This is a genomic window from Serratia sp. HRI, assembly GCF_010119335.3.
In the GTDB taxonomy this organism is placed as follows: domain Bacteria; phylum Pseudomonadota; class Gammaproteobacteria; order Enterobacterales; family Enterobacteriaceae; genus Serratia; species Serratia nevei.
Window position 1 is genome coordinate 2,148,844 of sequence record NZ_CP083690.1, and the last position, 25,635, is coordinate 2,174,478.

At 58.7% G+C, this 25,635-nt stretch carries 22 protein-coding genes and 1 tRNA gene; 17 read left to right on the forward strand and 6 right to left on the reverse strand.

The features are described from left to right. Positions 1-123 precede the first annotated feature (123 nt). The 3 genes from GF111_RS10420 to GF111_RS10430 all read left to right on the forward strand — a co-directional run bounded on the left by GF111_RS10420 (position 124) and on the right by GF111_RS10430 (position 2,979). Positions 124-867 carry an NAD-dependent aldehyde dehydrogenase gene (locus GF111_RS10420; protein WP_147191572.1) on the forward strand — a complete coding sequence of 248 codons (744 nt, stop codon included), beginning with the start codon at positions 124-126 and terminating at the stop codon, positions 865-867. Continuing rightward, positions 864-1,118, forward strand: a complete 255-nt coding sequence (locus GF111_RS10425; RefSeq protein WP_147191570.1) for an ogr/Delta-like zinc finger family protein — start codon at positions 864-866, stop codon at positions 1,116-1,118. Before GF111_RS10420 ends, GF111_RS10425 begins: the two co-directional genes overlap by 4 nt. 601 nt (positions 1,119-1,719) lie before the next feature. Beyond that, positions 1,720-2,979 (forward strand): HEPN domain-containing protein, encoded by a 1,260-nt coding sequence (locus tag GF111_RS10430; RefSeq protein WP_047729177.1) that lies wholly within the window; start codon positions 1,720-1,722, stop codon positions 2,977-2,979. A gap of 65 nt (positions 2,980-3,044) precedes the next feature. Here GF111_RS10430 and GF111_RS10435 read toward each other — a convergent pair whose 3' ends face one another. Further along, on the reverse strand, positions 3,045-4,295 hold the full coding sequence (locus GF111_RS10435; protein ID WP_224217838.1) for an integrase arm-type DNA-binding domain-containing protein: 1,251 nt from the start codon (positions 4,293-4,295) through the stop codon (positions 3,045-3,047). A 164-nt stretch (positions 4,296-4,459) separates the two neighbouring features. After that, a tRNA-Leu gene (locus GF111_RS10440) sits at positions 4,460-4,544 on the reverse strand. A gap of 82 nt (positions 4,545-4,626) precedes the next feature. Here GF111_RS10440 and GF111_RS10445 point away from each other — a divergent pair. The 8 genes from GF111_RS10445 (at position 4,627) to GF111_RS10480 (ending at position 12,308) form a co-directional block, all read left to right on the forward strand. Beyond that, positions 4,627-4,881 carry a hypothetical protein gene (locus GF111_RS10445; protein ID WP_147191558.1) on the forward strand — a complete coding sequence of 85 codons (255 nt, stop codon included), beginning with the start codon at positions 4,627-4,629 and terminating at the stop codon, positions 4,879-4,881. Between the two features lie 54 nt (positions 4,882-4,935). After that, the gene (locus GF111_RS10450; RefSeq protein ID WP_033636886.1) at positions 4,936-5,703 is read left to right on the forward strand and encodes a DeoR/GlpR family DNA-binding transcription regulator; all 768 of its coding nucleotides are present in this window, start codon (positions 4,936-4,938) and stop codon (positions 5,701-5,703) included. Positions 5,704-5,733: 30 nt separating this feature from the next. Beyond that, entirely contained in the window at positions 5,734-6,699 is a 966-nt protein-coding gene (gene denD / locus GF111_RS10455; RefSeq protein ID WP_055317390.1) for a D-erythronate dehydrogenase, read from the forward strand. Beyond that, positions 6,699-8,084 (forward strand): GntP family permease, encoded by a 1,386-nt coding sequence (locus GF111_RS10460; RefSeq protein ID WP_074027173.1) that lies wholly within the window; start codon positions 6,699-6,701, stop codon positions 8,082-8,084. Before denD ends, GF111_RS10460 begins: the two co-directional genes overlap by 1 nt. Before the next feature lie 192 nt (positions 8,085-8,276). Further along, entirely contained in the window at positions 8,277-8,990 is a 714-nt protein-coding gene (gene deoC, locus GF111_RS10465; protein WP_061872297.1) for a deoxyribose-phosphate aldolase, read from the forward strand. Between the two features lie 66 nt (positions 8,991-9,056). Next, entirely contained in the window at positions 9,057-10,586 is a 1,530-nt protein-coding gene (locus tag GF111_RS10470) for an FGGY-family carbohydrate kinase (RefSeq protein WP_147191556.1), read from the forward strand. Continuing rightward, positions 10,583-11,914: an L-fucose:H+ symporter permease gene (gene fucP / locus GF111_RS10475; protein ID WP_162419871.1), complete on the forward strand. Its 1,332-nt coding sequence runs from the start codon at positions 10,583-10,585 to the stop codon at positions 11,912-11,914. The genes GF111_RS10470 and fucP overlap by 4 nt, the downstream gene beginning before the upstream one ends. A gap of 1 nt (position 11,915) precedes the next feature. Further along, positions 11,916-12,308 (forward strand): VOC family protein, encoded by a 393-nt coding sequence (locus tag GF111_RS10480; protein ID WP_162419872.1) that lies wholly within the window; start codon positions 11,916-11,918, stop codon positions 12,306-12,308. Between the two features lie 841 nt (positions 12,309-13,149). Here GF111_RS10480 and GF111_RS10485 read toward each other — a convergent pair. Further along, positions 13,150-13,866, reverse strand: a complete 717-nt coding sequence (locus GF111_RS10485; protein ID WP_047729189.1) for a LuxR family transcriptional regulator — start codon at positions 13,864-13,866, stop codon at positions 13,150-13,152. 201 nt (positions 13,867-14,067) lie between these two features. Between GF111_RS10485 and GF111_RS10490 the strand changes: the two genes are divergently transcribed. After that, entirely contained in the window at positions 14,068-14,826 is a 759-nt protein-coding gene (locus tag GF111_RS10490; RefSeq protein WP_047729191.1) for a DeoR/GlpR family DNA-binding transcription regulator, read from the forward strand. Between the two features lie 60 nt (positions 14,827-14,886). Here the strand turns inward: GF111_RS10490 and lptG are convergent, their stop codons facing one another. Both lptG and lptF read right to left on the reverse strand, forming a co-directional pair. Beyond that, complete coding sequence (lptG, locus tag GF111_RS10495; RefSeq protein ID WP_019453290.1) at positions 14,887-15,957, reverse strand: LPS export ABC transporter permease LptG; 1,071 nt, start codon at positions 15,955-15,957, stop codon at positions 14,887-14,889. Then, positions 15,957-17,051 (reverse strand): LPS export ABC transporter permease LptF, encoded by a 1,095-nt coding sequence (gene lptF, locus GF111_RS10500; RefSeq protein ID WP_016929274.1) that lies wholly within the window; start codon positions 17,049-17,051, stop codon positions 15,957-15,959. Before lptF ends, lptG begins: the two co-directional genes overlap by 1 nt. 282 nt (positions 17,052-17,333) lie before the next feature. Here lptF and pepA point away from each other — a divergent pair, with 282 nt between their 5' ends. The 5 genes from pepA (at position 17,334) to GF111_RS10525 (ending at position 24,804) form a co-directional block, all read left to right on the forward strand. Further along, entirely contained in the window at positions 17,334-18,845 is a 1,512-nt protein-coding gene (pepA, locus tag GF111_RS10505; protein WP_033636874.1) for a leucyl aminopeptidase, read from the forward strand. 83 nt (positions 18,846-18,928) lie between these two features. Beyond that, the gene (locus GF111_RS10510; RefSeq protein ID WP_019453292.1) at positions 18,929-19,378 is read left to right on the forward strand and encodes a DNA polymerase III subunit chi; all 450 of its coding nucleotides are present in this window, start codon (positions 18,929-18,931) and stop codon (positions 19,376-19,378) included. A gap of 12 nt (positions 19,379-19,390) precedes the next feature. Then, a complete protein-coding gene (locus GF111_RS10515) occupies positions 19,391-22,267 on the forward strand; it encodes a valine--tRNA ligase (RefSeq protein WP_147191343.1) in 2,877 nt (958 codons plus the stop codon). A gap of 200 nt (positions 22,268-22,467) precedes the next feature. Next, entirely contained in the window at positions 22,468-22,971 is a 504-nt protein-coding gene (locus tag GF111_RS10520; protein WP_004933360.1) for a GNAT family N-acetyltransferase, read from the forward strand. Between the two features lie 225 nt (positions 22,972-23,196). Next, on the forward strand, positions 23,197-24,804 hold the full coding sequence (locus GF111_RS10525) for a GMC family oxidoreductase (protein ID WP_047729195.1): 1,608 nt from the start codon (positions 23,197-23,199) through the stop codon (positions 24,802-24,804). A 15-nt stretch (positions 24,805-24,819) separates the two neighbouring features. Here GF111_RS10525 and miaE read toward each other — a convergent pair whose 3' ends face one another. Continuing rightward, positions 24,820-25,584: a tRNA isopentenyl-2-thiomethyl-A-37 hydroxylase MiaE gene (gene miaE, locus GF111_RS10530; RefSeq protein WP_015376459.1), complete on the reverse strand. Its 765-nt coding sequence runs from the start codon at positions 25,582-25,584 to the stop codon at positions 24,820-24,822. Positions 25,585-25,635: the final 51 nt, after the last annotated feature.

Genomic DNA, 25,635 nt, shown 5'->3' on the forward strand with positions numbered 1-25,635 from the left:
TTGATGGTTTTCTCATCAATGCTCAAGGCGGTTGTCCTGGGGGCAGTCCAACCGGGATGAATGGGGATGTTGTACGGCAGTCAGCAGAATAGCTTCACATTGACTGACACCGGAGACATGACCATGAGCACCACCGCCTTACCGAAATACATCACCGATAAACTGCACGCCCTGCGTGACGCTCGCGCAGCCCACGACAAAAACTACCAGGCGTTGACCGACGTCGTGACAGGCATTGCCCGCTGCCACCAACAGAAGAAAGACACCGAAGTGCAGAGCCAGAGCCAGAGCCAGAGCCAGGAGGCAGAAAGCCAGTGGCGCACCCTGTTTCGCAAACTGCGCGGAGAAATGACGCCGGAACGGCAAGCGCAGCACCACAGTCGGATTTCCAAGCGGGAGTTGGCGAAAGAGTTCGACGGCTTGATTGAGGAGATGGAGCTGGACAAAATGCAGCTTCACCTCAACTGCGGCGGCACAGCCCCGAAGATGGTGAACGCGCACAAAGACGCCCTCACAACCTTCGCTGACCATGCAATGGGCCAAGCCGTGGATGCGCTGAGCCAGGCGCTTATCAGCCCTGAGATTATCAAGGCCTGCGCGCTGGCGAAAAAGGCTTATAGCGTTTATGGGGATGACCCGGTGAAAGCGATTGAACAACAGCTGCTGGGAACGCTGCGGGGCCATATTAACGCTGCCACGGCAATGCAAAATATCGATCACCCGGTGCTGAATGAGATTGGCCTGACGATACCGGAACAAACCGGCGTATTGCGGGAGCGACAAAGATGCCCGATGCGCCAGATGCAAGGGGTAACAGAATTAACGGAAAAACGTCAACGCATGCAGCAGAAAGGGGCCAAATCATGATGCGCTGCCCGCTGTGCACCCATGCGTCCTATACCCGCACCAGTCGCTATATCACAGAGCGGACGAAAGAGGCGTATTACCAATGTCAGAGCCTGACCTGTTCTTGCACATTCAAGACGGCGGAAAGCGTCGATAAAATCCTGTGCCAGCCGATACAAGCGCAACCGGTCGATGAGAACGCCTTGCCACCACCGGAGAAACGGACATTGAACCGCTATCGCCGCTACAACAGCAATCCTACCCTGCACTAAGCGCCCTCCTCAGCCCCGCAGCTCTCGACAGCATCGCGGGGTATTTCTCTTTCGCCTCACCCAAAACAGCCTTTTTCCTGGCTAGCCAGCCACAAATTGCGCGTGCATGCATAGGGTGCATGATTTTGCATGCAAGAAAAAGCACTTTTCATCCCCTGCCACACCAGTACTGGCGCAGCCTGCGGCCGTTCATGCAACTGCATGAAAAGCGACACATGAAGTGCGCAGGCGAGGCGGGGGTAGTATTGCGCGCCAGCGGTAATATGCGTATTTAGTTTCGCGGCCTGAGTGCATCGTCACGCTTCACTAGTTCGCGGTAATGTCAGCGAGTGATACAGTAACGTTCAAGGGAGAGAAGTACTAATGGGGTGGTCAGATGAGGGTGAGCAAAGGATGGACGGCAGAGGAGCTCGGCCATTTAAACTTTCTAAGGTATAGCTTTTTAGCAAATCACCGATCTCCTTGGACATACCTTCACATCCGTCCTTCTACACTGTGGCGCCCAGAGTCCATCGATATTACTTGTTGATCGTGTCCTATAGGCTGTACTGTAACAACACTGCCTCACCACCTATTCGATAAAAGCATGTAAGGAGAACTGATGGAAGGGAAAAATTACACTTCTGAATATCTATTAATTTTCTCAGAAGAAAGAAAACTAATGCAAAATGAGGAAGATTTAATAAGAGGCCTTCAACTTAATCAAAACTTGAAGATTGAAAAGAAAGGTTCTAACAACACCATCACATTTCAGAATATTGAATTCACCCTAAACGTAAAAAAAATAAAATCCAAAAATGAAGCTTACCGTAGTTATGTCATTGACGTTTGCAATACAAATAAGGTTGCAGATGAGAAAGAAAAATTAGCAGTAAGAGACTTAAATAAAGAAATTATTGCTACAATTAGAGAACTACAACATTCACAGCTAAATACACTCAGAGATGACTTGGCAACCGAGTTTTCAATTGAGGGCTATAAACACATACATGAAATAGAAAATAAAATGAGGAAATTAATCACCATCTTTATGTCTACAAAAGTAGGCCTGGAATGGATTAAATCAAACATACCACAAGAAGTTATCGACTCAATAAAAAATAAAGATATAAAATCTGAAACTCAATCACTAAACACTTTCCTTTCAGAAACGGATTTCATTCAACTATCCAAATTCCTATTTGATAAATATAGCACAATCAAAACAGCCGATGTACATCGCATATTAAACAGCACAAAAAAAACCATTGACGTTGAGAAATTAATGGACTTCGTTCCTAAAAGCAACTGGCAGCGATATTTCTCCCCAGAGGTTTACTCGGAGAAGACCGATTCCAAAGAGCGAAACAAAAAAGAAGAAAAACTCATTGATGATTGGGAATCCTTGTATGACCTTAGAAATAAGGTTGCACACAATCGATTTATTACCTACGAGGAAATGAAACAAATTATCAGTAAAAAAAATGACATCAATGAAGTCATCAATGAAGCATTTAATGCTATTGAGGAAATAGAGATAACTGAGCAACAAGAAGAAGAAATAAAGTCAGAATTAAAGACAACTATTCATGAGAAAACTGGCGAAAGTGTAGACATAAGTAAAAACGAAGACCCAGAAAATAAGCCTGTTGATAAAAAACTGATGACTGACGGTGAGCATCACATAAGAAAGCTAACAAGATATATGTATATGAACATACATGATTCATACAAAAAAGAACTAAGGAAATACAGAAGTAAATTAAACAAAGCGGTGGAAAATTACAAGTCATCACCTGACAACACCCTTACATATAATTTATTAGAACTTGAGTTAAATCGAGTCAAGGATTATTTAAAGACATTAGCCTCTGTTATTTAATGTCAAAAAAAGGGGCGCGACGCCCCTTTTTTTTATGAAGGGAGCCAACCCTGCGTGACATTAAATCATTTGGCGAATTCATAAGGAGATACTAACTTAATTTTATTCTCATCAAGATAATCAGCCCACCACTGCACCATCAATCTACGCTCATCTAGATGCACAGAAGTATGAATATAAGCTGCTCGCACATTATTGCGTTCAGAGTGACTTAACTGACGTTCTATCGCATCATCGCTCCACAACCCAGACTCACCTAAAGCACCGCGTGCCATCGTCCTAAAGCCATGACCGCACACCTCGGTTTTAGTGTCGTATCCCATTGCACGCAGTGCATTATTCACCGTGTTTTCGCTCATGACTTTATCGGGGTCATGATCGCCGGGAAACAACCGCTTGTTTTCTCCGCTCAAAGTCCTTAGCTTCTCCAACAAAACCAACGCTTGGCGGCTTAGCGGGACGATATGCTCTTCTTTCATCTTCATGCCACGGTGTGAGTAGCGTACACCTTTGATTTCTTCACGCTGCGCCGGTATGCGCCAACAAGCTTTATCAAAATCGAACTCATCCCAGCGGGCGAAACGCAGCTCACTAGAACGCACAAAGGTGAGTAATGAAAGCTCTACGGCGATGCGTGTCATGAGACGTCCCCGATAAGCGGCAAGCCGTGCGAGAAACTCAGGGAAACGATGAGGCGGCAATGCCGGATAATGCCGAGCTTTGGTTGTTGCCAATGCTCCGGCCATGTCGCTGGCAGGATTAGAATCAATGTAATCGTTCTGAACTGCATAACGCATAATGGCCGTAACACGTTGCTGTAAGCGCTGCGCTACGTCGTGCTTACCGCTGGCGTCAACGGCCTTAATCGCTGCTAAAAGATGGCTGGTTTTAAGACCACGAATATCAGCTGCACCAATGCGCGGGAAAATATACAGTTCCAAATAACGAAGCACTCTCGCTCGGTGATCTTCACTCCAACGTTTGTTGTTGGCATGCCATTCTCGGGCAATGGTCTCGAACGTGTATGCGCCCGCAGTTTCAGCCTGAGCTTCCCTTTCTTCTGCTTTTGGATCCAATCCTTGTACCAACAGCTTTTTGGCTTCGTCTCTTTTGCTACGAGCTTCGGCAAGACTGACCATCGGCCAAACACCGAAAGCAAGCCGATCCTCTTTTTTATCGTTAGGGCGGCGGTACTTCATTCGCCAATACTTGGAACCTTTCGTCGTAACCTCGAGATACAAACCGCCGCCATCGGCCATTTTGTAGGTTTTCTCTTTGGGCTTTGCGGTCTCGACCTGGCGGGCGTTTAGCTTCATTTTGGGGGCACATTTTCAATCGAAGTGGAGATGCCCCCAATTATGCCCCCAGTGCCCCCTGGATTTCAACGGACAGCCTCGGACAACGGCGGACGCCAGAAAGGCCACTCTTATTGATTTTAAAGTATTTTTTGGACTTCGTCGGACGACTACGGAAGGGGGAATGGTGCCGAAGGCCGGACTCGAACCGGCACGTATCTCTACGGTTGATTTTGAATCAACTGCGTCTACCGATTTCGCCACTTCGGCACTGAAGTAGTATGCGGAAAACGGGTGCATTATACCTTTCAGCGATCCGCGTGCAACACTTATCCGTTGTTCAATGAGTTAAGTGTTGAAAAAAGCGCCGCAGCGCACGTTTGCCTGCCTTTCCTCGCCGCTTTCCCGCCCCGCCTGCTTCACAAGCCTTGTGGCGCATCACATTAATTATCACAAGATAGTGTTGCACGACAAAACGCCGATAAAACCCAATAACAAACAATTAATCATAAAGTTAAATAACGAAACCACCCCAACCCCCACGCCGGCATTTGTGATAACTGTCGCTTACTTGTTAATCGCGATGGTTGAAGATGTTCCTCCATAACAAAAAATAACAGCTCCTGTGGCCCCTGCCGCCGCCGGGGCCACAGGAGCGAACATGATCCCGTCCGAACGCCGCGATTACATCTATCGCTATGTGCATGAATACCAGCTGGCGAGCATCAGCGCGCTGTCGGAGCTGATGAGCGTCTCCCACATGACGGTGCGGCGCGATATCCGCGTGCTGGAAGAGCAAGGCAAGGTGGTCAGCGTCAGCGGCGGCGTGCGCCTGAGCGAGGCGCTGCGCCAGGAGCTGGCCTATTGCGAGAAGGCGCAGCTGCACCACCGCCACAAACGCGAGATCGGCAAATACGCCGCCGGCTTGGTGGAAGACGGTCAGGTGGTCTATCTGGACGCCGGCACCACCACCTTCGAGATCGCCCGCAGCCTGGCGGAGCGTTTCAATCTGACGGTAGTCACCAACGATTTCTCCATCATCCAGCACCTGATGAATCGCCCGCAGCTCAGCCTGTTCCACACCGGCGGCCAGGTGGATCAGCGCAACTACTCCTGCGTCGGCAACAGCGCCGCCATGCTGTTGCGCAGCCTGAATATCGACGTGGCCTTCATCAGCACCAGCTCCTGGGATCTGGAGCACGGCCTCTCCACGCCGCACGAGGAGAAGGTGCTGGTCAAGCAGGCGCTGCTGGAGGTCGCCCGCCGCCGGGTGCTGGTCTCCGACAGCAGCAAGTACGGCAAATACGGCATGTTCCGCGTCTGTCCGCTGGAGGCGCTGAGCGACATCATCTGCGACGCCGCGCTGCCGCCGGAGGCGCAGCAGCTGCTGCGCGAGCGCGGTCTGCAACTGCACAACGTCCAACTCTGATAACAACAACGCTAGGGAAAGGAGCACCATATGAACATCGTCATCACCGGCGGCGCCGGTTTTCTCGGCCAGCGGCTGGCGAAAGCGCTGCTGCACGGCAGTTGCCCGCTGGCCTTCGACACGCTGATCCTGGCGGACATCACCCCGCCGCCCGCCCCGCTGCCGGATACGCGCCTGCAGTGTCTGGCGCTCGATCTGTCGCAGCCCGGCGCGGCGGAGCGGCTGATCGATGCCGACTGCGGCGTGCTGTTCCACCTGGCAGCCATCGTCAGCAGCCATGCGGAGAGCGATTTCGATCTCGGCATGCAGGTCAATTTCGACGCCACCCGCCAATTGCTGGAAGCGGCGCGCCACCGGGCGCCGGGCATGAAGTTCATCTTCACCAGTTCGCTGGCGGTGTTCGGCGGCGAGTTGCCGCCGGTGATCGACGATCGGAGTGCGGTCACCCCGCAATCCTCCTACGGCGCGCAGAAGGCGATGTGCGAGCTACTGATCAACGACTATGCGCGCAAAGGCTTCGTCGATGGCCGCGTGCTGCGCCTGCCCACCATCAGCGTGCGGCCGGGCAAGCCGAACAAGGCGGCATCGTCGTTCGCCAGCGGCATCATCCGCGAGCCGCTGCACGGTGAGCCGGCGGTGTGCCCGGTAGACGCCGAGCTGGCGCTGTGGCTCTCCAGCCCGGCTGCGGTGGTGAGCAACTTCATCCACGCCGCCACGCTGCCCGCTTCGGCGTTCGGCGCGCTGCGCACGCTCAACCTGCCCGGCATCAGCGTGCGCGTGCGGGAGATGCTCGAAGCGCTGCGCACGGTGGCCGGTGACGCCGTCGCCGCACGGGTGCGATTCGAGCCGGACGCCGCCATCAACCGCATCGTCGCCGGCTGGCCGGGCGAGTTCGACACCCGGCGGGCACAGCAGCTGGGCTTTATCGCCGATGAAAGCTTCGAGCAGGCGATCCGCGCCTTTATCCGCGACGACATGCCGCAAGGCGGGGGCTGATCATGGCGATGTATACCCCAATCATCGGGCTGGCGGTGGCGGTGTTCGCACTGATCTTCCTCGTGCTGCGCACCCGCGTGCATGCGCTGATCGCCATGCTTATCGCCGCCTCCATCGCCGGCATTACCGGCGGCATGGGCGCCACGCAAACCGTCGACGCCATCACCAAGGGCTTCGGCTCCACGCTCGGCAGCATCGGCATCGTCATCGGGCTGGGGGTGATGATGGGCCGGGTGCTGGAGGTCTCCGGCGCCGCCGAGCAGATCGCCTACAGCTTTATCAAGTGGCTGGGCAAAAGGCGCGAGGAGTGGGCGCTGGCCATCACCGGCTATATCGTCAGCATCCCGATTTTCGTCGATTCGGCGTTCGTCATCCTTTATCCGCTGGTCAAGGCGCTGGCGAAAAAGGGCAAGCGCAACCTGCTGACGCTCGGCGTCGCGCTGGCCGGCGGGCTGATCCTCACCCACCACGCGGTGCCGCCGACGCCGGGGCCGCTGGGCGTAGCGGGCATCTTCGGCGTGGATATCGGCGCCATGATGCTGGCCGGGCTGGTGCTGGCCATTCCCTGCGTGATCGGCATCGTGCTGTATGCGCGCTGGCTGGGCGCGCGCTACCCGGACTTTATGCCGCAGGAAGAGGAAGCGCCGCAGGATCTGCGCGCCGCGCATCAGCAGTATCTGGCGGAGAAAGAGGGCAAGGCGCTGCCGAGCCTGATGCTGTCGCTGCTGCCGATCCTGACGCCGATCGGGCTGATCTTCGTCAACGCGGTCAACAATATGCTGGCCAAGCGCGAGGGCATGGGCTGGCTGGCGGAAAGCCTGTGGGGCCAAAGCTTCGCGTTTCTCGGCTCGCCGATGATCGCGCTGGCGATCAGCGTACTGTTGGCGGTGTACACCCTGATGCCGCACGCCAATAAACACGACACGCTGGAGCGCCTGGAAGAAGGCCTGCAGACCGCCGGCATCATCCTGCTAGTCACCGGCGCCGGCGGCGCGCTGGGGGCGGTATTGCGCGAGAGCGGCGCCGGCACGCAGCTGGCGGAGCAGGTTGCCGGGCTGCCGATCTCGCCGGTGCTGATCCCGTTCGTCATCGCCACGCTGGTGCGGGTGATACAGGGATCCGGTACGGTGGCGATGATCACCGCCGCCTCGATCTCGGCGCCGATCGTCAGCCTGCTGCCCGGCGTCAATATGCTGGCGGCGGCGCAGGCGGCCACCCTGGGCGCGCTGTTCTTCAGCTACTTCAACGACAGCATGTTCTGGGTGGTCAACCGCATGATGGGCATCAAGGACGTGCGCCAGCAGATGATGGTGTGGTCGGTGCCCACCACTATCGCCTGGGCCATCAGCCTGTGCGGCGTGGTGTTGCTGGACTGGCTGCTGTAACGCTTCCCCCCCCAACGTCAACCCCAGGGCGCGATCTGTTAGATCGCGCCCTTTTTTCTTCTCCCTTTCACGCCCCTCACCACAAAACCGCAGATCCGATCACAATTTCACCAAATGCTGATTTTAAAGCCATATGAAAGAGAATAAGGTAAATAAATAAAATCAAATGAAAACAAAAGAAGGATAAACGCAATGAATGAAACAACCAGACGCATGGCCAGGTTGATCGATCTGAGCGCGGTGCAGGCCACCAATACCGAGCAAGACGTGCGCCACTGCGCCGCGCTGGCCAGCCGCTATCGCATCATCTCGGTGCACGTGCTGCCGTGCTGGACGCGTTTCCTCAGCACTTTGCTGCCGGAGCGCGGTCAGGCGGACGTGATGATTGGCGGGCCGGTCGGCTTTCCCGGCGGTGGGCAGACTACCGACCTCAAGGTGCAGGAGGTACGCCAGCTGATCGCCGAGGGCGCGCGCGAGGTCGATATGGTGGTGAACATCGGCAAGGTGCTGTCGGGGGATTACGACTATGTGCGCGAAGATCTGCGCCGGGTAGTCGAGGCCGCCGCGCCGGTACCGGCCAAAGTCATTCTGGAGACGCACTATCTGAACGAGCAGCAGATCCGTCGGGTGTGCGATATCGCCGTCGAGGTCGGCATGGCCTGGGTGAAAACCTCCACCGGCTGGGCGCCGACCGGCGCCACGGTGGAGAAAGTGGCGATCATCGCCGATCAGTTGCGTGGCCGCATCCAGATCAAAGGGGCCGGCGGCATTCGCGATCTGGACACGGTGCGCGCGTTGTATCGGCTGGGCGTACGCCGCTTTGGCATGAGCGCGGCGGCCACCCAGCGCGTGCTGGAGCAGCTCGAACAGGATCCAGGCCTGTTCCCGGAACTGAACGATAACTAAATCCTGCGCGATCCCAGCGCACGCTTCTGCGGGTGGCCCGCGCCATCCGCCACGGGAGTGATAACAATGAAAGATTTACTTCTTACCCTTGATATCGGCACCGGCAGCACCCGCGCCGGGCTGGTCGCCAACACCGGGAAAATCCTTGGCTTCGCGCAGCGCGAGTACGAACAGATCACGCCGCAGGCCGGTTGGTCTGAACAATCGCCTTCGCTGTGGTGGCAGTGCGTTTGCCAATGTACGCAGGAGCTGCACGCGCGCTACGCCGAATACTGGCCGCGTATCGCCGCCGTCGGTGCCTGCGGGCAGATGCACGGCACGGTTTTGCTCGATGCCGACGGCGAGCTGGTCGTCGATCGCGCCATGCTGTGGAACGACAAACGCGCGCAGCCGCAGGTGGCGCGCTTTAGCCACCAACAGCCGCCGCAGCCCTGGCTTGAACTGTTGAACAATCCCCCCACCGCCGCCTGGCCGGCGTTCAAGCTGGCCTGGCTGCGCGAGCATCACCCATCGCAGTGGGAACGCATCGCCACGGTGTTGATGCCGAAGGATTACGTCAATTTCCGGCTCTGCGGCGTACGCGCCACCGATTACAGCGAAGCCTCCTGTTATTACCTGATGGACAGCGCCACGCTGCAGTGGTCGCCAGAGGCGCTGCGGCAGTTCGGGCTGCGCGCCGATCAGCTGCCCGCCATCCATCTTTCCAGCGAGGTGATTGGCCACATTACGCCCGCAGCGGCACGCGTGACCGGTCTGCCGCCGGGGGTGCCGGTGGTAGCGGGCACGGCGGATATGGCCGCTACCCTGCTCGGTTCCGGCGTCTATCAGGCCGGCATCGCCTCCGACAGCACTGGCTCCTCCACGCTGCTCACCGTGGTCTCGGAACACCCGCTGCTCTCCGCCGGCGTCAACAACCTGCACCTGGCCAACTCGGCCTGGGGCGGTTTTACCCTGCTCGACGCCGGTGGCGACGCCATGCGCTGGGCGCGTTCGGCGCTGAGCGCCGGCCAACTCAGCCATCAGCAGATGCTCGATATGGCGGCCGAGGTGCCGCCGGGTGCCGAGGGGCTGCTGTTCCTGCCCTACCTGACCGGCGAGCGGCTGGCGGAACACACCAACTCGCGCGCGCAGTTCTTCGGCCTGCAGCGCAAGCATAGGCAGCCGCATCTCTACCGCGCGGTGCTGGAAGGCGTAGCGCTGGCCTCCCTGCGTAATCTGCAGCAGCTCAGGCGCCACGCACAGGAGCCGGAGGCAATGATCGCCTCCGGCGGCGGCGCACGCAGCCCGCTGTGGCTGCAGATCAAGGCCTCGGTCTATAACCTGCCGCTGCTGCAGACGCGCAATCAGGAGAACGGCACCACCGGCTGCGCGATCGTCGCCGGGGTCGGCGTCGGGCTGTTCAGCAGTTTTGCCCAGGGGGTGAGCCGCACCGTCAGCATCGAGCGCGAATTTACCCCCGATCCACGCCAGCACGAACACTACCTGCGCTGCTTCGAGCTGTTCGAACAGCTCTACCGCCAGGCGCAACCCCTCTACGAACAGCTTGACGTTATTAGCTCGTTCTCTTTTTCTCCGGATGAAGGAACACCGCAATGAGCGACTCTCTGATTAACAAGGGCGACATCGCGCAGCACGCCGCGGCCGAAAGTATCGACCGCAGCGCCTATCTGCCCGCCACGCCCTGGCTGCAACTGATGCTGGTCTGCTGCCTGTTCGCCCTGTGGGGCATGGCCGGCAACCTGAACGATATTCTGATCGCCCAGTTCAAAAAAGGCTTCGATCTGTCGGATACCCAGACCGCGCTGGTGCAATCGATCTTCTTCCTCGGTTACTTCGTAATGGCGCTGCCCGCTGCGGCGGTGATCAAACGCTACTCGTACAAGGTGGCGATCGTGATCGGCCTGTGCCTGTACGCACTCGGCTGTTTCCTGTTTATTCCTGCGGCGCAGATCATGACCTATGGCGCCTTCCTGGCCTGCCTGGGGGTGATCGCTACCGGGCTGTCGTTCCTGGAAACCTCCGCCAATACCTATTCCAGCCTGCTGGGGCCGCTGGAAACCTCCACCCAGCGCATCAACTTTTCGCAGATCTTCAACTCGCTGGGGATCATTTTTGGCGTACTGATCGGCCAGCAGCTGGTGTTCGGCAAAAACGATCCCAGCCACGCCGAGCTGCTGCAGATGCCACCGGCGGCGGCCGAAGCGGCACGCACCCAGATGGTGTCGCAGGTGGTCACACCTTATCTGATCATCGGCAGCGTGCTGATCGTGTTGGCGCTGATCTTCGTGGCGGTGAAATTCCCCGCCTGCAAAACCCAACGCTCGCACCAGGGAGCGGGCAAGCCGCTGATGCAATCGCTGAAGATCCTGCTGGCGCTGCCGCGCTTCCGATTGGGGGTGCTGTCGCAGTTCCTGTATGTCGGCGCGCAGGTAGGACTGTGGAGTTTCACCATTCGTTTTGTACAGATGATTGAACAGGGGGCAACCGAGCATTCGGCCACCTACGGGCTGCTGGCCACGCTGGTCTGTTACTCGGCCGGCAAGGTAGTCACCACCGCGCTGATGAAAAAGTTCAGCCCGGCGCGGTTGCTCGGCGTGTTCTGTTCGGTATGCGTGCTGCTGTTGCTGCTGGCCGTCAACATCCAAAGCCTGCTGGCGGTGGTGGCGATCATGGGCGTCAACTTCTGCATGGCGCTGTGCTGGCCAACCAACTTTGGCCTGACGATCAAAGGGCTGGGCGAAGAAACTCAGGTGGCCGGTTCGATCGTGGTGATGTCGATCATCGGTGGCGCGGTGGTGCCGTTAATCATGGGCATCATCTCCGATCTCAACGGCGGCGATATGCAGATCGCCTTCGCAGTACCGCTGGTCTGCTTCGCCTACGTCGCCTTCTATGGCTTCTACTGCGCGCGCAAGGGGATTTGATATGGCACACCGGATTAACGGGTTGATGCACGTCGGTCTGCGCTGCGCCGATATCGAACGAGCCGCCAGCTTCTATCGTTCACTCGGTTTCGAACCCCGACAAACGCTGGCGCTCGGCGGCCCCGTCGCCGTACAGTTTTTGCAGTTGGGTGAGCTAACGCTGGAGTTATACCAGCTACCTGACGAAGGGCTGACTCGCCCCGCCAGCGCCTATGGTATCGACCATATCGCTTTGCGGGTCACTGATCTGGCAGCCACGCAGCGTTGGCTGGCGGAGCTGGGGTATCCGGTGATTGAAGGGCCGACGCTGCAGCCCAGCGGTGCCAACGGCGTGCGTTATCTGATGATCGCCGGGCCGGACGGTGAGCGGGTGGAGTTCAGCCAACCGCTGTAATGTTTCTTCCCACATGGCACAAGGCCCGATGGCGGTTATAAGCCATCGGGCCTCATTCGCTTTTTTGTCAGCTCGCGAGCCTTTACCGCCATAGCCATGCACCTTATCGGCCATCGCCTACATTTCCTTAATCCCCCTACCAGACAGCGCCAAATAATCCCCAACCGCAATGGCAACACTGCAAATAATTGCATATCCATGTGTCAGCCAATAAAGAGTGAGTTTGCTTAACATTCCGAGAACACTATTTTTTCATTGATGAATATCAGGCAGGAAATAAAAAATCGTAATAGCGTTCGCAAAGGCGAAAGAGTAATTCTATTAGATGAGCTTTATCTTAAATCACCAGAAAATAGCGTACATACCTAACAAAATGGCTAGTTAATACCTAAAAACCAGCTGAGATCGCTTGCCTATGCGGAGTTAATAGCTTTAAGATAGTGCAAGAAAATTTTCCCTGGTGTTGGCCAATATTGGCAACCTGGCCCTACGCGGTCAGGTTTTTTTTTGTATTTTTTATCAAAACATTACCGGGGAAGTGTATCGCCTTGACGGGTGGGAAACCAGTTAGACTAAAGTACAGTCCCTCACTAGACCTTTATCAGTTCAGTCTGGTTATTATTTCACATCGTAGAGATCGGGACCGGTACTCTATTACTTCCTTCTCTAGAATCACCACGGTACCAAATCAATACCGGCTGCCGCCTGTCATTCCCTGAATCGAAAGAATCTATTTCCTATCCAGTATTTTCTACCTTTAGGCTTATCTCGGCTGATTTGGCTCTGCCTGGTCGCCGGCGCAGCCTCCCACCGAAACGCCAGCCGCGAGCCTGCTTGCGCATCACTCCACCGGTTTAATCAGCCGCAGCTCCATCCCCAGGCGCACGGCATGTCGGGCATTCGTTACCCCCAACTTTTTGACTATGTTGGACATATGAAACTTGATGGTGCCGGTCTTTATGCCCAGGATCATCGCCGTTTCCTGGTAGGTTTTACCCACGCTGGCCCAATAGAGGATTTCGTTTTCTCTGTCGGTAAAGCGGGCGTTACGCTCCAGGGATGCGGCATTTTTTTCTGACAGTGGGGACAGCGCCAGGTACGACTCATGGATTGAGGCCAGCAATACCGAAATATCACCTTTACGATCGGTGAGTGCCTGGATGGCTTCCGCTCTCTGCTCAACGTTGAAGGCAAAGGAAAGCGTGACGAGATTGTCGTTGTAATCATGCAGCACAAAGGTATAGCCGTGCGTTACGCCAAACTCGCGGGCCTGTTCGAACAACTCGGGAAAGTGCAGCCCCGCGTCAGCCATGATTTGCTCGTCCCAGGCGAAAGGGGTCAGGCGGTTGCGGGCGGTAAGCACCACCGGATCAATATACTGCAACCCCTGCTCTTGATACTTTTTTACCCATTCACTCGGGTAGTTGGTAACCCCAAAGATGCAGGCAATGTCTTTTTTGGATAACACTACATACGCCCACAGGAGATCGCCTAACTCCCCCAACGCCGCTTCCAGGCGCTTGCCGATAATGTTGCTGAGATTATATTCATCTTCCATTGGCTGTCAGCTCCCTCTGCCCAACCTACCGCTGAACTGACTATACCAAAAAGGATCGACGCGCCGTAACCTTCGCACCTTGCACGGATAACGCCCGGTGGAATATTGCCAGCGGCAGCCGGCAAGCGCTTTGCCTGCCGCCGATACGCGGGGTATATTAGCCGCACGTCCATTGTGCCTGTCAGGAGTGAATGAGTGAGCATGTTCGCAGAAGAGCGCCAGGAAAAACTCCTCGCCATTCTCAAGGAGAAGCGCAAGCTCTCCGTGGGGGAAATGAGCTCGCGCTTTAACGTCTCCGGCGCCACCATCCGCACCGATCTGCGCATTCTGGAAGACGCCGGTATGCTGACACGCACCCACGGCGGCGCCATTCTGCGCACCCGCGCCAGCTTCGAGGTCGGTTCCGATCAGCGTGAAGAGGTGAACCTCAGCGCCAAGGAGCAAATCGGTCAATTGGCCGCCGGCCTGGTGGAAGACGGCGACATCATCGTATTGGACACCGGCACCACCACCCTGCAGATCGCCCGCCATCTGCGCCAGCGCCGCAACCTGACCGTGGTCACCAACGATTTCATGATCGCCAAGAGTCTGGAAGACGTCGAATCGATCCAGATCATCCTGCTGGGCGGCATCGTCAAAAAGGGTTATCACTGCGCGGTCGCCATCAGCGGCCGTTCGCTGCTGGATACGCTGAACATCGACAAGGCGTTTATGGGTACCAACGCATTGTCGCTGAAACAGGGCGCCTGCGTGGCCGACATCATGCTGGCCGAAACCAAGCGCGCGATGGTGGAACATGCCAATCAGGTGATCGTGGTGTGCGATCACTCCAAGCTGAGCAACACCTCGCTGGCGCAGTTCGCCTCCCCTGCCCAGATCGACACTCTCGTGCTGGATCGCCTGCCGGAAGACGCGCAGGCCTATCAGGATGCCGGCATCGCGCTGCTGAGCGTCGGCTGATCCCTCAACAAAAAAGGCGCGGCCCCGCGGCCACGCCTTTCTTCACTACCGATCGCCCCGCTACTTGCGTTTGAGCAGCATATACACGCTGATCAGCAGGAACAGCATGCTCGGCAGCAGCGCACCCAGCACCGGCGGCATGCTGTAGACCATGCTCAGCGGGCCGAAGATCTGATCCAGCACGTAGAACAGGAAGCCGAAGCTGATGCCGGTCACCACGCGGATGCCCATCGGCACGCTGCGCAGCGGGCCGAAGATGAACGACAGCGCCATCAGCATCATCACCGCCACCGACAGCGGCGAGAAGATTTTGCTCCACATGTTGAGCTGGTAACGGTTGGATTCCTGGCCGCTCTGCTTCAGGTACTTCACGTAGTTGTGCAGCCCGCTGATGGAGAGCGAATCCGGATCCAGCGCCACTACGCCCAGCTTGTCCGGGGTCAGGTTGGTTTTCCATTCGCCGGTCAGCGTCTGGGTACCGGTCACCTGTTTCGGGTTGGTCAGATCCGAGGTGTCCACCTGCGAAAGCTGCCACAGGCCGTTCTCGAAGCTGGCGGTGGCGGCATAGCGCACCGTCTCGAGGCGACGCTGGTCGTTGAAGTGGTAGATGTTCACGCCGGAGAGTTCTTTATCACCGGAGACGCGCTCGATGTAGATGAAGTCGTTGCCGTCCTTCGCCCACAGCCCGCTCTTGGTGGAGAGCAGCGAGCCGCCGTACATCTGCTGGGCGCGGTAGTTGCGCGCCATCTGCTCGCCCTGCGGCGCCACCCACTCGCCGATCGCCATGGTCAGCAGCACCAGCGGAATGGCGGTTTTCATCACCGAGCCGGCGATCTGCAGGCGGGTGAAGCCGGAAGCCTGCATCACCACCAGTTCACTGCGCGTCGCCAGTTGGCCCAGGCCGAGCAGCGCGCCAAGCAGCGCCGCCATCGGGAAGAAGATCTCGATGTCTTTCGGCACGCTCAGCAGGGTGTACATGCCGGCGCTCAGCGCGGTGTACTCGCCCTGGCCGACCTTGCGCAGCTGATCGACGAACTTGATGATGCCGGACAGCGACACCAGCATGAACAGCGTCATGATGATGGTGTTGAAAATCGTTTTACCGATATACCGGTCTAATACGCCAAACATCAGGCCGCTCCTCTCAGGCGTGCGCGCAGCTTGCGCATCGGCACGGTATCCCACAGGTTCAGCGCCAGCGCGATCGCGAAGTAAACGCCGTTAACCAGCCACAGCCACAGCATCGGATCCAGCTTGCCCTTGCCGGCGTTGGAGCGCAGCGAGGTCTGCAGCAGGAAGAAGATCAGATACAGCAGGATGGCCGGCAGCATGCTCAGCACGCGGCCCTGGCGCGGGTTCACCACGCTGAGCGGCACCACCAGCAGCGCCATCAGCGCCACCGACACCACCAGCGTCAGGCGCCAGTGCAGCTCGGCGCGTGCGTCCGGATCGTCGGATTCCCACAGCGTCTGCATCGACATCTGTTCGGATTCGGTGTTGTCCGCCGCCACGGTGCGATGGCCAATCACCGCCTTGTAGTCGGTGAAGTCGGTAATGCGGAAGTCGCGCAGCAGCGCGGTGCCTTCAAAGCGGGTGCCCTTGTCGAGCGTCACCACCTGCGAACCGTCTTTCTGCTGCACGATGTTGCCGTGCTCGGCCACCACCACCGACGGGCGTTGGTTACCGTTCGGCCGCAGCTGCGCCAGGAACACGTCGTTGAAGGTACTGCCCTTCACGTTGCCGATAAACAGCACCGCGTTGCCGTCCTGCGAGGGTTTGAACTGCCCTTCCGCCAGCCCGGCGATGCTCGGGTTGGCCTTGGCTTCGTTCACCACCACGTCCTGATAGCGCGAGGCCCAGGGGCCGGCCCAAAACACGTTCACCGCCGCGACCGCAGAGGTGAACAGCGCCAGGATCATGGCGGCGATAATCAGGGTGCGTTTGCCCAGCCCACAGGCGTGCATAACGGTGATTTCGCTCTCGGTATACAACCGCCCAAGCGTCATCAGCAAGCCGAGAAACAGGCTCAAAGGCAGGATGAGCTGCGCCATTTTCGGCACGCCCAACGCGAGCAGGGAGAGTACTAAGTTTGTCGGGATATTGCCGTCCACCGCGTCGCCCAACACCCTGACCAGGTTCTGACAAAAGAAGATCAGAAGCAGGATGAACAGGATGGCGATTTGGCTCTTGAGCGTTTCCCGTACCAGATATCTTATGATGATCACGCTTATTACGCCTGTGAAAACTTGTCTTTTTGCAGGAAAATCGATAATTTCATCGTTAATCCGCCATTTATTCTCATCATATGGCAACCTTCACAGCTAAAATAGTATTACAACATCAAGCCGTTTGGGTGTCCTATAGGAACTTGCTTATAGTCGCCAAAACAGAGCAATTTATGCCGTTCAGGTTAACATAATCCGTTAACTCAAATGGCAGGAGATCGTTACGGAGTCGGTTATTCTAGCCGTAGCGTCCGCCTTTGTCTTTAAGATTCAGGAGAGTGCATGGAGTTCAGTGTAAAAAGCGGTAGCCCGGAAAAACAGCGCAGTGCCTGTATTGTAGTCGGCGTTTTCGAACCGCGCCGCCTGTCCCCTATCGCAGAACAACTCGACAAAATCAGTGATGGTTATATCAGCGCATTGCTGCGCCGTGGCGAACTGGAAGGCAAGGTCGGGCAGACGCTGCTACTGCACCATGTGCCCAACATTCTCTCCGAGCGCATCCTGCTGATCGGCTGCGGCAAAGAGCGCGAGCTCGATGAGCGCCAATACAAGCAGGTGATCCAGAAAACCATCAATACCCTCAACGACACCGGCTCGATGGAAGCGGTCTGCTTCCTGACCGAACTGCACGTGAAAGGCCGCAATACCTACTGGAAAGTGCGTCAGGCGGTAGAAACCGCCAAAGAGACGCTCTACACCTTCGATCAGCTGAAAAGCAACAAGGTGGAGCCGCGCCGTCCGCTGCGCAAAATGGTGTTCAACGTGCCGACCCGCCGTGAGCTCACCAGCGGCGAGCGCGCCATCCAGCACGGCCTGGCGGTGGCTTCCGGCATCAAGGCAGCCAAAGATCTCGGCAACATGCCGCCGAACATCTGTAACGCCGGCTACCTGGCCTCGCAGGCCCGCCAGCTGGCGGACGCCTTCAGCACCCACATCACCACCCGCGTCATCGGCGAACAGCAGATGAAAGAGCTGGGCATGAACGCCTATCTGGCGGTCGGCGCCGGTTCGCAGAACGAATCATTGATGTCGGTGATGGAATATAAGGGCAACCCAAATCCGGACGCTAAGCCGATCGTGCTGGTCGGTAAAGGGCTGACCTTCGACTCCGGCGGCATCTCGATCAAACCGGCCGACGGCATGGACGAGATGAAATACGACATGTGCGGCGCGGCGACCGTGTACGGCGTGATGCGCGTGGTGGCGGAGCTGAACCTGCCGCTGAACGTGATCGGCGTGCTGGCCGGCTGTGAAAACATGCCGGGCGGCCGTGCTTACCGTCCGGGCGACGTGCTGACCACCATGTCCGGCCAGACCGTCGAGGTGCTCAACACCGACGCCGAAGGCCGTCTGGTGCTGTGCGACACCCTGACCTACGTCGAGCGCTTCGAGCCGGAGCTGGTGATCGACATCGCCACCCTGACCGGCGCCTGCGTGATCGCCTTGGGCCATCACATCACCGGCCTGATGTCGAACCACAATCCGCTGGCACACGAGCTGCTGGGCGCTTCCGAGCAGGCCGGCGACCGCGCCTGGCGCCTGCCGATGGCCGACGAGTACTACGAGCAGCTGGACTCCAACTTCGCCGACATGGCGAACATCGGTGGCCGCCCTGGCGGCGCCATCACCGCCGCCTGCTTCCTGTCGCGCTTCACCCGCAAGTACACCTGGGCGCACCTGGATATCGCCGGCACCGCCTGGCGCTCCGGTAAAGCCAAGGGCGCGACCGGCCGCCCGGTGGCGCTGCTGTCGCAGTTCTTGCTCAACCGTGCAGGCCTGAACGGCGACGATTAAATCTGAGCGGTAATTCAGGTATAATCCCAAGGGGCACAGCATGCTGTGCCCCTACATTTTTTATCGGCAGCGGTGGATCCTTAATGAAACAGGCGACGTTTTATTTGCTCGACAACGCGGAACCGTCAGGCGCGCTCAGCGCCCATGAGGCCGTGGCCTGCGCCGTTGCCGCCGAACGCTGGCGTGCCGGCAAGCGGGTGCTGATTGCCTGCGAGAGCCAAGAGCAGGCCCAGCGGCTGGACGAAGCGCTGTGGCAGCGCGAGCCGCATGAATTCGTGCCGCACAACCTGGCCGGCGAAGGGCCGCACTACGGCGCGCCGGTGGAACTGTGCTGGCCCGGCAAGCGCGGCAACGCCCCGCGCGACCTGCTGATCGCCCTGCTGCCGCAGTTTGCCGATTTTGCTACCGCTTTCCATGAAGTGGTAGACTTCGTTCCTTACGAAGACACTCTGAAACAGTTGGCGCGCGACCGTTACAAGGCCTATCGCAGCGTCGGCTTCCATTTGACCACGGCTACGCCGCCAACTCACTGAATACGATAAAGAATGGAAAAGACAAACAGTCAGCTCGACACCGCATACGACCCAAAACAGATCGAACAGAAGCTGTACGATCACTGGGAGAATCAGGGTTACTTCAAGCCGAACGGCGACACCAGCCAGGAAAGCTTCTGCATCATGATCCCGCCGCCGAACGTCACCGGCAGCCTGCACATGGGCCACGCGTTCCAGCAGACCATCATGGACACCATGATTCGCTATCAGCGCATGCAGGGTAAAAACACCCTGTGGCAGGCGGGCACCGACCACGCCGGCATCGCCACCCAGATGGTGGTAGAGCGCAAGATCGCCGCGGAAGAAGGCAAAACCCGCCACGACTACGGCCGTGACGCGTTCATCGACAAAATCTGGCAGTGGAAGGCGGAGTCCGGCGGCACCATCACCCGCCAGATGCGCCGTCTGGGCAACTCCGTGGACTGGGAGCGCGAGCGCTTCACCATGGACGAAGGCCTGTCGAACGCGGTGCGCGAAGTGTTTGTCCGTCTGCACAAAGAAGACCTGATCTACCGCGGCAAGCGCCTGGTGAACTGGGATCCGAAGCTGCGCACCGCCATCTCCGATCTGGAAGTGGAAAACCGCGAATCCAAAGGCTCCATGTGGCACCTGCGCTACCCGCTGGCCGACGGCGCGAAAACCGCCGAGGGCAAAGACTACCTGGTGGTCGCCACCACCCGTCCGGAAACCGTGCTGGGCGATACCGGCGTGGCGGTCAACCCGGAAGATCCGCGCTATAAAGACCTGATAGGCAAAGAGATCATTCTGCCGCTGGTCGGCCGCCGCATCCGCATCGTCGGCGACGAACACGCCGATATGGAAAAAGGCACCGGCTGCGTGAAGATCACCCCGGCGCACGATTTCAACGACTACGAAGTCGGCAAACGCCACGGCCTGCCGATGATCAACATTCTGACCTTCGACGGTGACATCCGCCAGGAAGCGGAAGTGTTCAACACCCTGGGCGAAGTCTGCACCGACTACTGCAACGAGATCCCGGCCGAGTTCCGTGGCCTGGAGCGCTTCGCGGCGCGTAAAGCGGTGGTTGCCGCCTTCGATAATCTGGGCCTGCTGGACGAGATCAAACCGCACGACCTGACGGTGCCTTACGGCGACCGCGGCGGCGTGGTGATCGAGCCGATGCTGACCGACCAATGGTACGTGCGCACCGCGCCGCTGGCCAAAGTGGCGGTGGAAGCGGTCGAACAGGGCCAAATCGAGTTCGTGCCGAAGCAGTACGAAAACATGTACTTCAGCTGGATGCGCGACATTCAGGACTGGTGCATCTCGCGTCAGCTGTGGTGGGGCCACCGCATCCCGGCCTGGTATGACGTGAACGGCAAAGTCTACGTGGGCCGCAGCGAAGAAGAAGTGCGCAGCGAGAACAACCTGGGCGCCGACGTGGTGCTGACCCAGGACGAAGACGTGCTGGACACCTGGTTCTCGTCCGGCCTGTGGACCTTCTCTACCCTGGGCTGGCCGGAGCAGACCGAGGCGCTGAAAACCTTCCACCCGACCAGCGTGATGGTCAGCGGCTTCGACATCATCTTCTTCTGGATCGCGCGCATGATCATGCTGACCATGCACTTCATCAAGGATGAAAACGGCAAGCCGCAGGTGCCGTTCAAGACCGTCTACATGACCGGTCTTATCCGCGACGACGAAGGCCAGAAGATGTCCAAGTCCAAAGGCAACGTGATCGATCCGCTGGACATGGTCGACGGCATCTCGCTGGAAGAGCTGCTGGAAAAACGCACCGGCAACATGATGCAGCCGCAGCTGGCGGAGAAAATCCGCAAGCGCACCGAGAAGCAGTTCCCGAACGGCATCGAGCCGCACGGCACCGACGCCCTGCGCTTCACCCTGGCGGCGCTGGCCTCGACCGGCCGCGACATCAACTGGGACATGAAGCGCCTGGAAGGCTACCGCAACTTCTGTAACAAGCTGTGGAACGCCAGCCGCTTCGTGCTGATGAATACCGAAGCGCACGACTGCGGCTTCAACGGCGGCGAGAAGGTGCTGTCGCTGGCGGATCGCTGGATCCTGGCCGAATTCAACCGCACGGTGAAAGCCTACCGCGAAGCGCTGGACACCTACCGCTTCGATCTGGCGGCCAACATCCTGTACGAATTCACCTGGAACCAGTTCTGCGACTGGTATCTGGAGCTGACCAAGCCGGTGGTGAGCAACGGTAGCGAAGCGGAACAGCGCGGCACCCGCCACACGCTGATCACCGTGCTGGAAGCGCTGCTGCGCCTGGCGCACCCGATCATTCCGTTCATCACCGAAACCATCTGGCAGCGCGTGAAGCCGCTGACCGGCACGACCGCAGACACCATCATGCTGCAGCCGTTCCCGGCCTACGACGCCGCGCTGGAAGACGAGCAGGCGCTGAACGATCTGGAGTGGATCAAGCAAACCATCATCGCCGTGCGCAACATCCGCGCCGAGATGAACATCGCGCCAAGCAAAGCGCTCGACGTGCTGCTGCGCAACTGCAGCGCCGACGCCCAGCGCCGCGTGCAGGAGAACCAAAGCTTTATCGCCCGTCTGGCGCGCCTGGAATCCATCGCGCTGCTGCCGACCGGTGATAAAGGCCCGGTCTCCGTCACCAAGCTGGTGGACGGCGCCGAGCTGCTGATCCCGATGGCCGGTTTCATCGACAAGGACGCCGAGATCGCGCGCCTGGCGAAAGAGATGGGCAAGCTGGATGCGGAAATCGCTTCGATCGAAGGCAAGCTGGCGAACGAAGGCTTCGTGGCGCGCGCGCCGGAAGCGGTGGTCGCCAAAGAGCGCGATCGTCTGGCGGCCTGCAAAGAAGGCAAAGTGAAGCTGCAGGAACAGCAGGCGACTATCGCCGCGCTGTAATCCACCGGCTCACGCCAACGCCTGAAAAACAGCGGGGTCTTCCCCGCTGTTTTTTTATCGCCGTTGCATCCGGGCCGGGTTAGATGTTATTACAAGATATTACTGCTGCAGGGACGCCGCCGGGAAATAACCCCCGGCGCGTTTCGTGCTGCGATAAAAACGAAAAACGAACGTGGTCTCTTTCAATGGCGAGTGTAAACATGACAACAGCAACCCCGGCGCGCCTGCTGGTGCGCCCCATCACGGCGGAAGACAATCCCGCCATTGCTCACGTCATTCGCGAAGTCTCCGCCGAGCACGGCCTGACGGCGGATAAAGGCTATACCGTCTCCGATCCCAATCTGGACGCCCTGTATCAGCTCTACAGCCTGCCGCGCAGCGCTTACTGGGTGATCGAGGTGGACGGCCAGGTCGCCGGCGGCGGCGGCATCGCGCCGCTGCAGGGCGGCGCAGACGATATTTGCGAATTGCAGAAGATGTATTTCCTGCCGGTGTTGCGCGGCAAGGGATTGGCGAAACGCCTGGCGCTGCAGGCGCTGGATTTCGCCCGCCAGCACGGCTTCCGCTGTTGTTACCTCGAGACCACCGCCAGCCTGACGCAGGCCGTTGCGCTGTACGAACACCTGGGCTTCGAGCACATCGACCACGCGATGGGCGCTACCGGCCACGTCGATTGCGAAGTCACCATGCTGAAAACGCTGTAATTGCCCCCGTCTCTCTATCATGGCGCAGCTTGCTGCGCCATTTTATTAATATCGCAATCAATCAGTAAAACTCGCTATAACGCCTTTTTTCAAGCAGATAAACTGACGTTAAAAACCACCATGTAAATTTAATGTGAAGTTCGTTAATAAATTAACGATCGCAAATTGACCGTTTTTCCCCCCGCGTTACTCTGCCAGTATCCCAATCGCGCACGGAGAGCTGTCATGTCGGAAAATACCTTTGATTACATCATCGTCGGCGCCGGTTCCGCCGGCTGCGTGCTGGCGGCGCAGCTGATCCGCCGCACCCAGGCGCGGGTGCTGCTGCTGGAAGCCGGCGGCGACGACAATAACCTGTTCATCAAAATGCCGGCCGGGGTGGCCAAGATCATCGCCAAAAAGAGCTGGCCCTACGAGACGGAACCGGAACCGCACGCCAACAACCGCCGCATGCAGATCGCACAGGGCAAGGTGCTGGGCGGCAGCAGCTCGGTCAACGGTATGATCTACCTGCGCGGCCAGCCGCAGGACTACGACGACTGGGCCGAACGCTACGGCTGCACCGGCTGGAGCTACCGTGAGGTGCTGCCCTATTTCAAACGCGCCGAGGCCAACGAAAGCCTGTCGGACGACTACCACGGCGCCGACGGGCTGCTGCCGGTCAGCGAAAACCGCTACCGCCACCCGCTCAGCATGGCGTTTATCCGCGCCGGCCAGGAGCTGAACCTGCCCTATCGCAACGACTTCAACGGCGACAGCCAGCACGGCGTCGGTTTCTACCAAACCACCACCCACAACGGCGAACGCGCCAGCACCGCCCGCACCTACCTGAAGGCGGTGCGCGACGAACGGCGGCTGGTGGTGAAACTGAACGCGCTGGCGCATCGGCTGACCTTCGAAGGCAACGTTACCACCGGCGTGGTCTACAGCCAGAACGGCGGTGCGGAAGTGACCGCGCGCGCCACCAAAGAGGTGATCGTCAGCGCCGGCGCGGTCGGTTCGCCGAAGCTGCTGATGCTGTCCGGCATCGGCCCGCGCGACCACCTGCAGCAGCTGGGCATCGAGGTGCGGGCGGATCTGCCGGTGGGCAAAAACTTCCACGACCATCTGCACATGTCGATCAACGTCAGCACCCGCGAACCGATCAGCCTGTTCGGCGCCGATCGCGGCCTGCAGGCGCTGAGCCACGGCGCGCAGTGGCTGGCGTTTCGCAGCGGCGTGCTCTCGTCCAACGTGCTGGAAGGCGCCGCCTTCACCGACAGCCGGGGCGATGGCCGCACGGACGTACAGATCCACTTCCTGCCGATGCTGGACAACTGGGACGACGTGCCCGGCGAGCCGCTGCCGAACATTCACGGCTTCACGCTCAAGGTCGGCTACCTGCAGCCGAAGGCGCGCGGCGAAGTGCTGCTGCGCAGCTGCAACCCGCGCGATCCGGTCAAGCTGCACGCCAACTACCTCGGCCACCCGGACGATCTGGCCGGCAGCGTGCGCGCGGTGAAGTTCGGCCTGGGCTTCCTGCAAACCGCGGCGCTGAAGCCGCTGATCAAAGATCTGCTGATGCCGCAGCCGGAGTGGACGCGCGACGAGGCGCAGCTGGAAGCCTTCGTGCGCAACTTCTGCAAGACGGTGTATCACCCGGTGGGCAGCTGCCGCATGGGGCCGTCGCCGCAGGACGCGGTGACCGATCCGCAGCTGCGGGTGCATGGTTTTGAACGGCTGCGGGTGATCGACTGCTCGGTGATGCCGCAGCTCACCAGCGGCAATACCAATGCGCCGACCATCATGCTGGCGGAAAAGGCGGTGGATCTGTTGCTGGGCGCGCCGCAGTAAGGGTGCGCCTCAACCTCAGGCGGCGGCGGGCACGCCGCTGTGGAAACGCAGCTCGCTGTCCGGCGACAGGATCAGCTCAGCCTCGAGGCGGCCGAAATGCGCCACCCGTTCGCTGATGTCGCCGCCGGCGATCTGTTCCGCCAGCGTCAGGTAGTCCTGATAATGGCGCGCTTCGGATCGCAGCAGCGAGACGTAAAAGCGGTTCAGCTCGTCGTCCAGGTGCGGCGCCAGCTTGGCGAAGCGTTCGCAGGATCGCGCTTCGATGTAAGCGCCGCAGATCAGTTTGTCGATCAGCGTTGCCGGATCGTGGGTGCGGATCTCGCGGATCATGCCCTTGGCGTAGCGGCTGGCGGTGATCTTGCGATACGGGATCCCGCGCGCCTGCATGATCTCCAGCACCTGCGAGAAGTGATGCAACTCTTCCTTGATCAACAGCACCATGCGATCCGCCAGATCCTGGCCGTAGGCCGAGCCGTTTTTCGGCAGGATCTTGCGGGTGAACTGGCCCTGGCGGAACAGCGTGTCCGGCGCGCCCTGCGCCTCGTGCAGAAACGCCTCGTAAGGGCGCAGCAGCGCCAACAGCGCGTCGCCGCTCTCTTTGTCCGCCACGTAGCGGCGGATCAACCACATGCCGGTCTGCGCGGCCTTCAGCTCGCACACCAGGTGGTCAGTCAGCAACAGCTGCAGGTTTTCCGGACGGCGCGCGGCATCAATCCAGGCGTCGGGAGTTTCACAGTGCAGGAAGCTTAAAATCGGGGCTAACAGGGATTGGTATGTCATGGCGTTTATCAGGGGCCGGCGAGAGCCGGCCCAAGTGAATAAGCGGGGTTA